Origin of the sequence: Duganella rivi, assembly GCF_009857435.1 — a bacterium.
GTDB classification, from domain to species: Bacteria; Pseudomonadota; Gammaproteobacteria; order Burkholderiales; family Burkholderiaceae_D; genus Rugamonas; species Rugamonas rivi.
On the sequence record NZ_WWCK01000001.1, the window covers coordinates 656,717 to 670,353 of the forward strand.

Genomic DNA, 13,637 nt, shown 5'->3' on the forward strand with positions numbered 1-13,637 from the left:
TTACTTAAATAAAAAACGATCCTATGCAGCCAGCAGTAGAATTTCGCGGCATCTCCAAGCACTTTGGGGCTGTAAAAGCGAACACGGACGTCAACTTCACCATCGCCAAGGGTTCCATCCACGGCCTGGTGGGCGAGAACGGCGCCGGCAAATCGACTCTGATGAGCATCCTGTACGGATACTACCGCGCCGACGGCGGGGAGATCCTGCTCGATGGCCAAGCGCGTCGCATCCATAACAGCCAGGAGGCGATTGCCCTCGGCATCGGCATGGTGCACCAGCACTTCATGCTGGTCGAGAACATGACCGTGCTCGATAACGTGATGCTGGGCAGCGAAGGCAGCTTCAAGCTCAAGGCCAAGCGCGTACAGGTGGAAGAGGAACTGCGCGAGATTTGCGCGCGCTACCGCCTCGACGTCGATCCACTGGCCACCATCCACGATTTGTCGGTGGGTGCGCAGCAGCGCGTGGAGATTCTCAAGCAGATCTACCGCAGCGCCAATATTCTGATTCTTGACGAACCGACCGCTGTGCTGACTGCGCAGGAGACCGAGTCGCTGTTTGAAATCCTGCGCCTGTTCAAGGAACAGGGCAAGACCATCATCCTGATCACGCACAAGCTGCAAGAGATCCTCGACATCACCGACACCGTCACCGTGATGCGCGGCGGCCGCGTGATCGGCGCCGTGCCGACCGCCGGCACCACCAAGGAAGACCTGGCCAATATGATGGTCGGCCGTCCGATCGAAAACAACCTGCCGCGCAAGCCTTACAACCCGGGTGCGCCGGTGCTGGAAGTCCAAGGCCTGCAACTGCTGGACGATCAAGGCGTCAAGCTGCTGGCCGATATCGGCTTCACGCTGCGCGCCGGCGAGATCGTGGCGATTGCCGGTGTGTCCGGCAACGGCCAGAGCGAATTGATGGAGATCCTGTCGGGCATGCGTTTGCCAACCGAAGGCAAGCTCGATTTCCTCGGCAAGGAACTGCCGTTCAAAGGCCGCTCGGATGCCGACGGCTTGCCGCGCACCTTCCGCGACCTGGGCATCGGCCACGTGCCGGAAGACCGCCTGCGCGATGGCGTGATCAAGGCCTTCTCGGTCATGCACAACACCATCTTCGGCTACCAGGACAAGCTGAAAAACAAGTGGGGCCTGCTGGACTTCAAAGCCATCGCAGCGCGTTGCGCAGAGCTGATGACGAATTTTGACGTACGTCCAAATAACCACGACCTGCGTATCGGCCTGCTCTCCGGCGGCAACCAGCAGAAGGTAGTGATCGCGCGCGAAGTGCTGGCGCAGCCAAAGCTGATGCTGGTCGGCCAGCCGACCCGCGGCGTCGACATCGGCACCATCGAGAGCATCCACACCCAGTTGCTGAAACTGCGCGATGAAGGCGTGGCGATCTTGCTGGTCTCCGTGGAATTGGAAGAAGTGCGCGCGCTGGCCGACCGTATCCTGGTCATGTGCGGCGGCCGCATTACCGGCGAACTGAAAATTGAAGAATTCGACACCACCCGCATCGGCCTGCTGATGGGGGGCGAGCATAAATCATGAATAAAGACCTGCCACGCTGGGCAACCGCGTTTGTATTGCCCGTTCTGAACCTGCTGTCGGCACTGCTGGTGACCGCGCTGGTGATCCACTTCCTCGGCGAGAGCCCGATTGAATCGCTGCAGATTTTGGTCAACAGCGCCGTCATCAACCCGGAAGGCTTGAGCTACACGCTGTTCTACGCGTCGACCTTCATCTTCACCGGCCTGGCCGTGTCGATCGCCATGCAGGCCGGCTTGTTCAACATCGGCGCCGAAGGCCAGATGTACTTTGCCGGCTTGGGCTTGACCTTGTCGATGCTGGCGTTCGATAGCTCGCTGCCGTTCTGGATCCTGATCCCGCTCGGCATCGTCAGCGCCGCGCTGTTTGGCGCACTGTGGGCCTTCCTGCCCGGCTACCTGCAAGCGAAGCGCGGCAGCCACGTGGTGGTGACCACCATCATGTTCAACTACATCGCCAACTCGCTGATGAATAGTGTGGTGCTGCAAATGGTGCCGCCAGGCGAACAGAATCCGGCCAGCCGCGTGTTCTCCGCTGCCGCTGAAATGCCGCGCCTGAACCAGTGGTTCCCGGTGCTGGGCGAGACGCCGCTCAACATCAGCTTCTTCATCGCGATTATCGCGCTGGTGATTTACGGCGTGGTGGTAACGCGTTCGGCGTGGGGCTTCAAGCTGCGCGCCACCGGTTTGAACCAGCACGCGGCGCACTACGCCGGCATCCGCATCAGCAAGATGATCATCATCGTGATGCTGATTTCGGGCGCGCTGGCCGGTCTCGGTTCGGTCAACTCCATCATGGGTTCGACCCACTACCTGTCGCTGGGCTTTGTCGGCGGCGCGGGCTTTATCGGCATCGCGATTGCGCTGATGGGCCGCCAGCACCCGGTCGGCATCTTCCTGTCGGCAGTGCTGTTTGGCGCGCTGACGCAAGGTGGCTTTGACCTGTCGCTGGAAAAGCAAAACATCCCGCCGGAGATGGTGATTGTGGTGCAGGGTGTGGTCATCCTGTTCTGCGGCGCGATGGAATACTTGTACGCGCCGGCTATCGCCAAAATGCTCAAATTGAAGAAGTGAGAACGATATGACTTTTGATGATCTCCATATCGGCAGTATCCTGGTATCGACCGTGCGCAATGCGCCGGTACTGATTTTCGCCGCCATGGCCGGCTTGTTTGCCGAGCGTTCGGGCGTGATCGACATCGGCCTGGAAGGCAAGATCCTGGCGTCGGCATTCGTGTCGGCGGCGGTGGCCTTCACCACGCAGAACCCTTGGTACGGCGTGATGGCCGGCGTGCTGGTGTCGATGCTGCTGGCTAGCTTGCAGGCCTACATCGCCATTACGCAAAAAGGCAACCAGCTGGTGGCCGGCATCGCCATCAACATCGCCATGAGCGGTTTGACCTTCGTGGTGGCGCAGTACATCTTCCAGCAAGGCGGCCGTACGCCGGATCTGGGCTCGGCGCGTTTGTTCGACGTGGTGCTGCCTGGTTCTGCGGCGGTGGAGCATATTCCGTTCATCGGCTGGCTGTACGCGCACCTGATCGGCGGCCATTCGGTGCTGGTGTACCTGGCGTTTGCACTGGTGCCGCTGGTGCACTGGCTGGTGTACCACAGCCGCTTCGGCCTGCGCCTGCGCGCTTGCGGCGAGAACCCGCATGCTGCCGATGCGGCCGGCGTCAACGTCGAACGCCAGCGCTACTTCGCGATGCTGATCGCGGGTTTCCTGTGCTCGTTCTCGGGCGCCTACCTGGCGATCGTACAGAGCGGCTTCTTCCTGCGCGATATGTCGGCTGGTGCAGGCTATCTGGCGCTGACGGCCATGGTGTTTGGTAACTGGCGTCCGCTGTACACCTTCATGGGCTGCCTGATGTTCGGCTTCTTCGGCGCGGTGCAGATCCAGATTGAAGGCGTAGAGTTGCCGGTGATCGGCCGCGTGCCGGGCGCCTTGATCCAGATGGTGCCATACGTGTTGACCGTGATCGTGCTGGCCGGCCTGATGGCCAAATCGGTGGCGCCTAAAGCCCTGGGCACCCCGTTCGTGAAGTCCCGTTAAAACGTCTTCATATAGGACAGCAGGTCGGCGACCTGCTGTTCATCCTTGATTCCCCAGAACCGCATACTCGTTCCCGGCACCACGTCGTGCGGTGCGCGCAGGTAGGCGGCTAGCGTCTTCTCATCCCAGGTCAATCCCGACTTCTTCATCGCTTCCGAATACTTGTAGTCCTTGGTCGAAGCGGCACGGCGTCCAATAATCCCATTCAACTGCGGCCCATAGCCCGCACTCGCATACGGCCCCACCGCGTGACAAGACGCACAGCGCCGAAATAAAAACGCGCCGTTCTTGGGATCGCCCACGCCTGTGGCGCAGGCTTGTCCAGCTAACAGCAGCACTGCTAAAAAATATAACTTCATACAAATACCCCAAAGCGAAAACCAAGCGGGTTCAGGTTCTGTTTCTCTGCTGAGTGTGCGGGAATCGCAAAACCCGCACTGCGGCGACCAGGGGTCTGACCCCATACGGGGTCAGACCCCAACCTTTTGGGTTGGCGGCGCGGCTCAATCAGCCTTCAGCGTAACAGATGCAAAGCGGCGTATTGGATGAGCATGATGGTTTTGCCGTCGGCGATGCGGCCGTCGGCGATCATTTGCAGGGCGTCTTCCATTTTTAATTCCAGCACTTCGATGTCTTCGCCTTCTTCGGCGATGCCGCCGCCGGCGCCGGGACGGCTGGCAGGGTCATATTCGGCGACGAAGAAGTAGAGGCGCTCGGTCACCGAGCCGGGACTCATGAAGGCTTCGAACACTTTGCGCACTTCGCCCACGCGGTAACCGGTTTCTTCTTCCACCTCGGCCTTGATGCGCTCCTCCGGCGAGGCTTGATCCAGCAGCCCCGCCGCGGTCTCGATCAGGAAGCCGTCATGGCCGTTGCCGTAAGTCGGAAAGCGGAACTGCCGCACCAGCAGCACCGTGCGCTGCTCGCGGTTGTACAGCAGGATGGTCGCGCCATTGCCGCGATCATAGGTCTCGCGCGTCTGCCGCTGCCAGCTGCCATCGCTGCGGCGATAGTCGAAGGTGGTCTTTTGCAGCAAGAACCAGTCGTCGGACAAAACTTCTACCTTGTGGATGCGAACGCGGTCTTCTGGCATGTTGATCTCCCATTTCTCCCATTGCGTTTATTTACGATATCATGCAATATCGTGCAATATCAAGAAATTTCATGCATATGCTGACACGCCAACGCAAAGAATTGCTGCTCGCCCGCCTGCACAAGGACGGCCAGATCGTCGCCAAATCGCTGAGCGAGGAGCTGGGCCTGTCCGAGGACACTATCCGCCGCGACCTGCGCGAACTGGCCAGCGAAGGCTTGCTGCAACGCGTACACGGCGGCGCCCTGCCCCCCTCGCCGGCGCTGGGCAACTTCGCGCAACGCCAGCAGATTTCCAGCGACACCAAGCCCGCCATCGCCCGCGCCGCGGCCGCCATGATCGAGCCGGGCCAGGTGGTCTTCATCGACGGCGGCACCACCGCCGTGCAGCTGGCGCGCGCGCTGCCGCAAGACTTGCGCTGCACCGTGGTCACGCACAGTCCCTCGGTGGCAGTGGAATTGGTCGAGCATCCGCTGGTTGATGTGATCCTGATCGGCGGCCGGTTATTCAAGCACTCCGTGGTGGCGATGGGGCCAGCGGCACTGGAAGCCATCACGCAAATCCGCACCGACATTTACTTCATGGGCGTGTGCAGCCTGCATCCGCAAACCGGCATCAGCACCGGCGATTTCGACGAGGCGGGCGTCAAGCGCGCCATCAGCAGCATGGCGCAGCGCACCGTGGTACTGGCGTCGCCGGAAAAACTGGACACCGCCTCGCCCTATCAAATCGCACCGCTGTCGCAAGTCCACACCATCATCGTCACCGGCGATGCGCCGGAAGCGCTGGTCGCGCCGTATCGCAACATGGGAATCGCCATCGCTAGGGCATAGACGTTTCAACATCTTCGCCCGCGCTACGTCCATGGAGCTGGAGCAGCAATACGTGCCGGTACGCCTGCCGGTCGATAAGGGCTTGCTCGGCTACCGCCTGTTCCTGATCCGCGGCGCCGATCTACCGCGCTTTGCCGCCGTCACCCCCATCACCGGGAAGTGATCAGGGCCAAATGGCCTTGAGTACAGCAGCGAGGTGGTAGCCGCCTTGTATCAACTGGGTCTTGGCCGCAGCCGATGATGGCAGAGGGTAGTTATCAGGGATCGCCAGCGGCCACACGTTGTACATCTCACCGGTGGTCTTGCTGGCTTGCTGCCCCATTGGCCCCGGCACCACGTCGGTGTAGGCCAGCTTGGCCACCACCAGCGTTTGATCGGCCCATTGATACGGCCACGTCACCGGGTCGCCGCTGCTAGGCGCCACCACCGGATTGCCCGCAATGACCATCTGCGCAAACTGCTCCGGCGTGCGCGCGCCGATGCGGCGGAAGGCGTAGTTCACCACCGTGCTGTCCCAGTACGAGTGGAAGGCGCGCGTGGTCTGCGGCGCGCGCGCCGGCGTACCGGCTGGCGCAGCAGGCTTGTCTTCCGCAGGAATCAGCTGCGCGCTATTGGCGGTCAGCTTGATATCGTCCAGTTGCAGATTATTGCCGCCGGTTGAACCGAAAGCTTCCTTGTCATCGAGCTGCTTCTGCGTCGGCAGCACAAAGCCGCCATTCTTGCCGACATAGCCTTCGCCCACGTGCAGCGGCTGCGCGATATCGCCGCTCAAGTGCGTCAACATCAACAAGGCCTGGCGCGGTGTGAAGTTATGCGGATTGGTGGTGGCGTCGCCCTTCCCTTGCAGCACGGCGATGCACTGCTTGAGCGTCTGCACGATATCGTGATCAGTGGTGCCGACGCCATGGTCTTCGTAGTGCGACAACTGGAACGGCACGTCGGTGTAGTGGTACTCGCTATGCTTAGGATTGGCGCTGGTGTAAGCCACCATCTCCGGCGTTTGCGGGCCGCAGTAAGTGCCCTTCACGCAGTCCGCCCACGACGCGACACCTGCCAGACTCTCGCCCGGCAGCAGCAAAGCCTGCACCTGCTTCTCAGCGTTGCTGCCCTTGATCAGTTGATCCGCAATCGCACCAACGGCGCGGTGGCCGTCGTTGCCCCAGGCGTGAGCGTTAAACGACACAAAGGCGCTGCTCAACGCCAGGATACATGCGAGCTTCTTCATTCAGGACTGCCTTTCGACGGCTTAGGATATTGCTTGTTGATGTCGAGGACTTGCGCGTACGGCGAGCTCCAGGTCTGCTCGTGCAGAGCGCTTACGCGCTGGGCCATCTTCTCGTTGCGCATCACCACTTCCAGATTGCGCGACAGGTCGAAGTAACCGCCGGCCCAATTGCTGGTGCCTACCCACGCGATCTGATTATCGATCACCATGGTCTTGCTGTGAATGACGCGCGCGAACGGAATGAAACCGCTCGACGCCACCGGCAGCGTCACCACGCGGATCTCCACGTTCGGCAGCACGGCCAGGCTTTTCAGGTAAGCCTGCGCCGGCTTTTCCAGATTCCAGTTGGAGACCATCAGCTTGATCTTCACGCCGCGCTGGGCCGCAGCACGCACCGCGTTGTCGATCACGCCGTAGTAAGGACGCGTGCCTTTCGGGCCGTAGCTCAACGGCGCGTAGTCCAGCAGCTGGATGCGCACTTCGTTCTTGGCTTCCGCCAGCAGCGCCGGCAAGCCGGTCTCGGAATCGCCGACGCCAGCAGGGTTGTATTGATTAGGGCTGGACAGCAGGAAGTTATGCTGGTGCAGATCGCCCATCGCCGTGCGCACATTCAGCACCGGCGCCACCTGCCCTGCCGACGTCAAGGCCTGCGCGCGCCAATCCTGATTGAAGATCGCCAGTACCTGCTCCACCACTTTCGCATCGGTGATGCGCAAGCCCGTTTCGTGGATGTGTTCAAACGAACGCCAGTCAAAATTCTGGCTGCCGATGTAGGCCGTGGCGCCGTCCACCACCAGGTACTTGGCGTGAATGATGCCGTTGCCGGTCAGCTTGTTGAAGTCCAGCACGCGGAACTCCAGGTTAGGAATCGCCTTCAGACGCTCAATGGTGGGCTGCTCCGACAAGCCGATGCCTTTTTGATCGAGCAGGAAGCGGATCTTCACGCCGCGCTTACCTGCGGCCTCCAGGCGCTCCACCACTTTTTCAAACACGCTGCCCGGCTTGACCACGGCGTAGAACTGGCCGATGACGATTTCGCTCTTGGCGTTATCGAACAACTCGGTCCACACTTGCGCGGCGCTGCGCAGGTCATCGCTGTGCAGCGAGGTTTCCACCGGCGCGGTCTGCACCAGTTCATAGCCGGGAATCGAAAACTCGGCGCGCGCCGGCGCTGCCAGCACGGCGGCCGACACCAAGGCCGAAAGTAAAATACGACGCATGCTCACTCCTAAAATTTTTACAGGCTCTTGAAGCGCACCAGCGGCGCGGCTGCACCCGCCGGTTTCTTATCCTGATCGCGCTTGATCAAATAGCTGGTCAGCGCATCGAGATCGCGCACGCCGGTCGGCGCGCGGTTGCTGCCCTTGGTGAAAGCCGGGAAACCATCGCCGCCTTCGGCCAGGAAGTTATTCGTCACCACGCGGTACTGCGACTCCATCTGCAGCGGCATGCCGTTCAGCTTCACGCTGCCCGGCACGATCTTGCGGCCTTCCGGCTGCGCCGGATCCCACTCGTACCAGAAGCCTTCCGACACTTGCAGCAAGCCGCGCTTCGCATCGCGGCCGCCGATCCACTGTTCTTCCAGCAGTTCGACGATTTGCGAGCCGCGCAGATTCATCGCCACCATGGTGTTCCCAAACGGGAGCACCGCCATTGCGTGGCCTAGCGTGACGCGGTTGCCTGCAGCGGTTTCCAGGTCTTGGCGAATACCGCCCGGATTTTGCAGCGCGATTTGCGCGCCGAAAGGACGGCCTGCATACAGCATGGAGTCCGCCACCAAGTCACCCAGCGCCGATTCGCGCGCGTGGTCTTTTCCACGCTTCACGCTCGGCACGGCCAGCGTGGCGATAGGCTGCGCCAGCGCGGCGGTGCTGCGTTCACGGGCCTTTTTCAAGTACGCATCCAGCGCGGGATCGGCCGGCCACGTGCCCGGCACCATCACTTCCTGCATGGCGCTGACATTGCGCACGGTGTTGGTCTCGGTATCCACGGTCAGCTTGATGCGCGACATAACGTGGCCGCCCATGTCGGACTGCGTCACGGTGCGGCCATCGACCTTGCACAAATAGCCCTGGTGCGAGTGGCCGCTAATGACCACGCGGATCGCGGGATCGAGGCGCTTCACTACGTCGGTGATCGGGCCTTTCAAATTGGCGCAATCCTGCTGGTCGAATTTATCGATGGTGCGGCCGCCTTGGTGGATCAGCACCACGAACACGCCTACGCCCTGCTTGCGCAGTTCCGGCAGCTGGCGGTTGATGGCATCCGCTTCGTCCACAAACTCCAGGCCCGCAATGCCGGAGGCCAGCGCCGATTCAGCGGTCTCGCGCAGCACGGTGCCGATGAAGCCGACCTTCACGCCGTGCGAGGTCTCGATTTTGTAGGCAGGCAGCACCGGCTTGCGCGTGGTCATATCGATCACGTTCGCAGCCAGGTACTGGAACTGCGCGCCTTGATAGGTGCCTTCAAATTTGCAGGCCTTATCAGCGCGCGGCGACACGCAGCCGCCCTTCTGCTGGCGCAGCAGCTCAATGCGGCCTTGATCGAATTCGTGATTGCCGACCGACGTCGCGCGCAGGCCGAGCAGATTCATCGCGCCGATGGTCGGCTCGTCGGCCCACATCGAGGAGATGGCCGGACTGGCGCCGATCAAGTCGCCGGCGCCGACCAGCAGCAGTTCCGGGTCTTGCTTGCGCCACGCTTGCAGCGCTGCGCCCAGCGTATCGATGCCGCCGGCCTGGATCACGCGCTCGCCGCCGCCGGCTGCGCTGTCCCAGGTGTACTTGCTGGCTTCCAGATTGCCATGGAAATCGTTCAACGCCACTAGTTGAACTTCGGTGATATTGGCCGGTGGCGGCGGAGGTTTGCGCCACGCGCAACCAGCCAGCGCAACGGCAATCAAGAGGCTCAGGTATTTGTTCATAGTCGCGTATTGTACAAATAAAAAAACGGCTGATGTTGCCATCAGCCGTTTTGATTCACTACGTTACAGACGAGAGATTAGAACTCGTACTTAACGGTAGCTTGCACTGCCCACTGCGATTCGCCTTTAACCTGGCGTACATCCAGCGCTTCAACTGCATCGCGCACTTTGTAGATGTACTTGCCGCTAGCGTCCAGGCCAACGTAGTCGACGAAGCTACGTGCTTGCGCACCAGCCGACTGGAAGCCCACTTCGTTGATACGGCCCCACTTCTTGTTCAGCAGATTGCCGAAGTTGAACATATCCAGCGTGAACGAAGCCTTGTGGCCCTTGAACAAACCTGGGATTTCCTGCGACAGGCGCAGATCGAAGGTGTTGGTCCATGGCGAGAAGTCGGTGTTACGGCCCACTACGCCGCCAGCAGCCTTCTTCAGTACCGAGTTGGCATTGACGATCGACCAGAACTTGTCTTCGTTGGCATGGTTGGTTGCGGTGTCGCCAGCGAACACCACTTGGCCCGAACCTGGCGCCGAAGGGATGTACATCAGGTCATTACCGGCCAGAGCATCACCGTTCATGTCGTTATTGATAGTCCAGCTGTATGGCTTACCGGTACGGCCTTCGTAGAACAAGCCGAAGGTGGTTTTGTACGAACCGAAGAAACGCTTCTGGAAGTTAACCAGCGCGCTGATACGGTCCTTCACCAGGTAGCTCGAGTTGGCGTTGACTTCTTCGTTCGGGTTGAGTACCGAGCGGCCCGAGAAGTTCGAGCCCGAAGTCGACGAGGTCAGTGGCGACACTTCGCGCGATTCGGTGTAGGTGTAAGCCACCGACCATTGCAGGCCGTTGACCATCGGACGGCTCAGCGAAACGGTCGCCTGGCTGCTGCCACCTTTGTGGGTGCCGGTTGCAACCAGCACGTTGTTGTAGGCGGCGTTGCTGCCAGCCTTGTTACGTGCAGGCGTAGTGCCGGTGCTGCCGCAGACAGCGCCGGTGGTCGTCAACGAACCGGTCGCCGACCAGCAAGCTGCGTTGTAGCCGCCGGCAGTGTAGTACAGCTCACGGCCATCGGTGCCGATCTTGGTAGGCTTACCCAAGTTCAAGTTCTGGTAGTAGATACCATCCTTGACGTCGGTCTTCAACGCTTCCAGGCCCAGCACGATGCCGTACCATGGCAGTTCGGTGTCAAACGCGATGTTCGACTTCCAGACCGATGGCTGCTTCAGGCCAGGAGCCAGTGCATCGACGTTGATCTGCGCTGCGCTGGTACCACCGCTCAGCACGGTAGGCTGCTTGGTGATATCAGGCGTGAAGGTGCCGCCAACGGCTGGGCAAGCGCGGGTCGACGAGTTGCAGCTGATGCTGGAGGTCACAACGCCAGGGTTGGAGAACGGGTTGGACAGCCACACGGTCGCCGCTGCACCTTGGAACAGGCCGGCGCCACCGCGCACTTGCATCGGACGAGCGCTGTCAAACTTGTAGTTGAAGCCGGCACGCGGCTGCCACACGTTCTGACCATCGAAGGTCTGGGTGTTGTCGATGCCGAAACCACCAGTCTGGCGGCCGCCAACTTCTGGGCCTACAGCGGCAGCAACACCAGCGTTACGCAGTGGACGGTCGCCCATGCGGGTCGCGTCCAGACGCAAGCCGTAGCTCACGGTCAGGTTGCTGTTAACCGACCAGGTATCTTGCACGAAAGCGCCTTCGTTTTTCATGCTGAAGGTCGATACGGCTTGATTCAGGTCGTAGCCCGAGTTAGGGATCTGCACGGTGTACGACGATGGACGGCCGATGCGGAAGTTTTCCAGCACAGCAGCTTGCATGTCGGCATTGCTCACCTTGGAGCAATCAGCCAGCGTGGCGCCACCCAGGAAAGCATAGCTCCAGTTGTTGACGCACGAGAAGGTGTAGTTGCCCCAGATATTTTGCAGGAAGGCGTTGTACACATCGTTCTTGCTGTAGTCGCCACCGAACTTGATCTCGTGGTCACCCACCGACCAGTTGGCGCCCAGGTAGGCGTCTTTGGTCTTGGTGCCCAGGATGTTGCGCTGGCGGCTGTTGTCGGTACCGAACGACAGGGTACGGGCGGTGGTCGGCACGGCAGCCGGGGTGCCCGCTGCATTGGCGCCAGTGAACGACAGGTTAATCAGCGGCAGGTTCGAGTTCAGGGTCGGCACGCTGTCATAGTCGCGCGACGACACTTTGAATTCGGTCGACAGGGTTGGGCTCCAGTCGGCGGTCCACTGGCCTACCAGCGTTTCGATGGTTTTGCCTTGCGAGAACCATTCCGAGTTCAGCGACAGGCCGGTAGCGCTCATGCCGGTGAATTGTGGCTCGGCTTGCTTGGTCTTCGAGTAACGCACCATGGCGCGGTGGTTGTCGTTGATGTTCCAGTCCAGTTTCACCAGGCTGTCATCCACGGTCAGGGCCGAACCAGCGGTCATGCTGGAGTCGCCGATGTTGATGCCGTAGGTGTTCTTGGCGATATCTTGCGCGCCGCTGATGGCCGATGGGTTAATGCCGACGTTGGTGAACTGGCTGCCGATCGGGCCGAAGGACGGCGCGTTACGGGTCGATTCCAGTTTTTCGTAGGCGGCGAAGATGAACAGTTTGTCTTCGATCAGCGGGCCGCCAACGGTAACACCCTTGGTGGTTTCCTTGAACGGCGCTGGTGCGCTGTAGGTGTCGGTCGAAGCGTTGTAGCGGTCGCCGGCCAGCTTGTCGTTACGGAACACATAGTAGACGCTGCCCTTGACCTTGTTGGTACCGGACTTGGTAACGGCGTTGATGTTGCCGCCGGTGTAGCCCTTCTGGGTCACGTCGTAGTTAGCCACGTTCACCTGCACCGACTGGATCGCTTCGATCGAGATCGGCTGCTTGGCGGTTGGGCTGCCGTTCGACTCCAGGCCGAAGGTGTCATTCACGGCCACGCCGTCAATGGTCAGCGAGTTGTAGCGCGAGTTCTGGCCGGCCACGGACATTTCGCCACGCTCTTTGTCGGTCTGCGCTACGCGTGGGTCGGAACGGGCGTAGTCTTGCAGGTTGCGGTTGATCGAACCCTGGATCGCCAGTTCGGTCGCGGTGATGCTGGTGCCGGCGCCCATGTTGGACTTGCTGAAGCGCTCGGAACGGGCCAGCGAGGTGCCGGTCACGGTAACCGATTGCACTGCGGCAGCGCCGAGGGTGGCATCCACGTTGGCGGTTTCCGCCAGCTGGGTGAACACGCCTTCGCGTTTCTCGGTCACACCATCCTTGGTGATCGTGATCGTGTACGGACCACCGGTACGCAGGCCACGCTGGACATAACGGCCTTCCGCGTCGGTGACGACGTTGCTGACGGTACCCGATTCAACGTGGGTAATGGTCACGGTCGCGCCGGCTGCTGGCTTGCCGTCGGTGGCCGAAATACGGCCGCCGATTGCCGAAGTGGTGTTCTGTGCAAAGGCCGGTGCTGTCGCTAGTGCGATAGACAGGCTGAGCGCGATTTGCGTCAGCTTGAGCCGCTTGTGATTGATCATTGTATAACCTCAAAAAAGACTAATAGTTATATGGAACCCCGTTGGTGACAGGGATCTCCCTCTTACTTTTGCTGCAACTGGTCTGGGCCGTTAAATCCCGGCGTGCCACGGGCAGCGGGTGAGTGTAACGACCAAATATGTCAGGGCCGTGACGTGTTTATGACAACTTTATGACATTAACTAACACGTTGAGAAGGCGAAAATCTTGCCTTTTTGGATCATTTCCGTGAACTATGAAGCAAGGAAAAATGCGTGACAAATACGATTTAATTTATAAATTTAGACGATAAAGGTATAAATAAGTCATAGGCGGGTCACAAAAACATGACACGCGTATCAGGCTGACAACAGGCGGGCGGAATTATAAGTCAGCCTTGCCTGCATGAAATCAATTCATTGCAAAATAAACAAAAATATCGAGGAAGACCACTAATTATTGTCGC

The 13,637-nt window shown here is 60.3% G+C and carries 11 protein-coding genes; 5 read left to right on the top strand and 6 right to left on the bottom strand.

Annotated elements, in window-relative coordinates; genetic code table 11:
* Positions 1-23: 23 nt before the first annotated feature.
* From GTP45_RS03020 to GTP45_RS03030, 3 genes are read left to right on the top strand one after another with little or no spacing between them, the layout of a single operon-like run.
* Positions 24-1,553 carry an ABC transporter ATP-binding protein gene (locus GTP45_RS03020; protein ID WP_161012382.1) on the top strand — a complete coding sequence of 510 codons (1,530 nt, stop codon included), beginning with the start codon at positions 24-26 and terminating at the stop codon, positions 1,551-1,553.
* Entirely contained in the window at positions 1,550-2,623 is a 1,074-nt protein-coding gene (locus tag GTP45_RS03025; RefSeq protein ID WP_166454510.1) for an ABC transporter permease, read from the top strand. The genes GTP45_RS03020 and GTP45_RS03025 overlap by 4 nt, the downstream gene beginning before the upstream one ends.
* A 7-nt stretch (positions 2,624-2,630) precedes the next feature.
* Entirely contained in the window at positions 2,631-3,602 is a 972-nt protein-coding gene (locus GTP45_RS03030; RefSeq protein WP_161012383.1) for an ABC transporter permease, read from the top strand.
* Here GTP45_RS03030 and GTP45_RS03035 read toward each other — a convergent pair.
* Both GTP45_RS03035 and GTP45_RS03040 read right to left on the bottom strand, forming a co-directional pair.
* Entirely contained in the window at positions 3,599-3,961 is a 363-nt protein-coding gene (locus GTP45_RS03035) for a c-type cytochrome (RefSeq protein WP_161012384.1), read from the bottom strand. The genes GTP45_RS03030 and GTP45_RS03035 overlap by 4 nt on opposite strands.
* A gap of 155 nt (positions 3,962-4,116) precedes the next feature.
* Positions 4,117-4,695 (bottom strand): NUDIX domain-containing protein, encoded by a 579-nt coding sequence (locus tag GTP45_RS03040; protein ID WP_161012385.1) that lies wholly within the window; start codon positions 4,693-4,695, stop codon positions 4,117-4,119.
* 77 nt (positions 4,696-4,772) lie between these two features.
* Between GTP45_RS03040 and GTP45_RS03045 the strand changes: the two genes are divergently transcribed.
* Together GTP45_RS03045 and GTP45_RS28950 are read left to right on the top strand one after the other, a co-directional pair.
* Positions 4,773-5,528, top strand: a complete 756-nt coding sequence (locus GTP45_RS03045) for a DeoR/GlpR family DNA-binding transcription regulator (protein WP_161012386.1) — start codon at positions 4,773-4,775, stop codon at positions 5,526-5,528.
* Positions 5,529-5,559: 31 nt separating this feature from the next.
* Complete coding sequence (locus tag GTP45_RS28950) at positions 5,560-5,691, top strand: hypothetical protein (RefSeq protein ID WP_267876184.1); 132 nt, start codon at positions 5,560-5,562, stop codon at positions 5,689-5,691.
* On the opposite strand, the gene GTP45_RS03050 is transcribed toward GTP45_RS28950, so the two are convergent.
* From GTP45_RS03050 to GTP45_RS03065, 4 genes are all read right to left on the bottom strand, one after another.
* Positions 5,692-6,753 (bottom strand): S1/P1 nuclease, encoded by a 1,062-nt coding sequence (locus tag GTP45_RS03050; RefSeq protein WP_161012387.1) that lies wholly within the window; start codon positions 6,751-6,753, stop codon positions 5,692-5,694. It lies immediately after the preceding gene.
* A complete protein-coding gene (locus GTP45_RS03055) occupies positions 6,750-7,973 on the bottom strand; it encodes a phospholipase D-like domain-containing protein (protein WP_161012388.1) in 1,224 nt (407 codons plus the stop codon). The genes GTP45_RS03050 and GTP45_RS03055 overlap by 4 nt, the downstream gene beginning before the upstream one ends.
* Positions 7,974-7,990: 17 nt before the next feature.
* Entirely contained in the window at positions 7,991-9,676 is a 1,686-nt protein-coding gene (locus GTP45_RS03060) for a bifunctional metallophosphatase/5'-nucleotidase (protein WP_161012389.1), read from the bottom strand.
* Positions 9,677-9,753: 77 nt separating this feature from the next.
* On the bottom strand, positions 9,754-13,194 hold the full coding sequence (locus tag GTP45_RS03065; protein ID WP_161012390.1) for a TonB-dependent receptor: 3,441 nt from the start codon (positions 13,192-13,194) through the stop codon (positions 9,754-9,756).
* Positions 13,195-13,637: the final 443 nt, after the last annotated feature.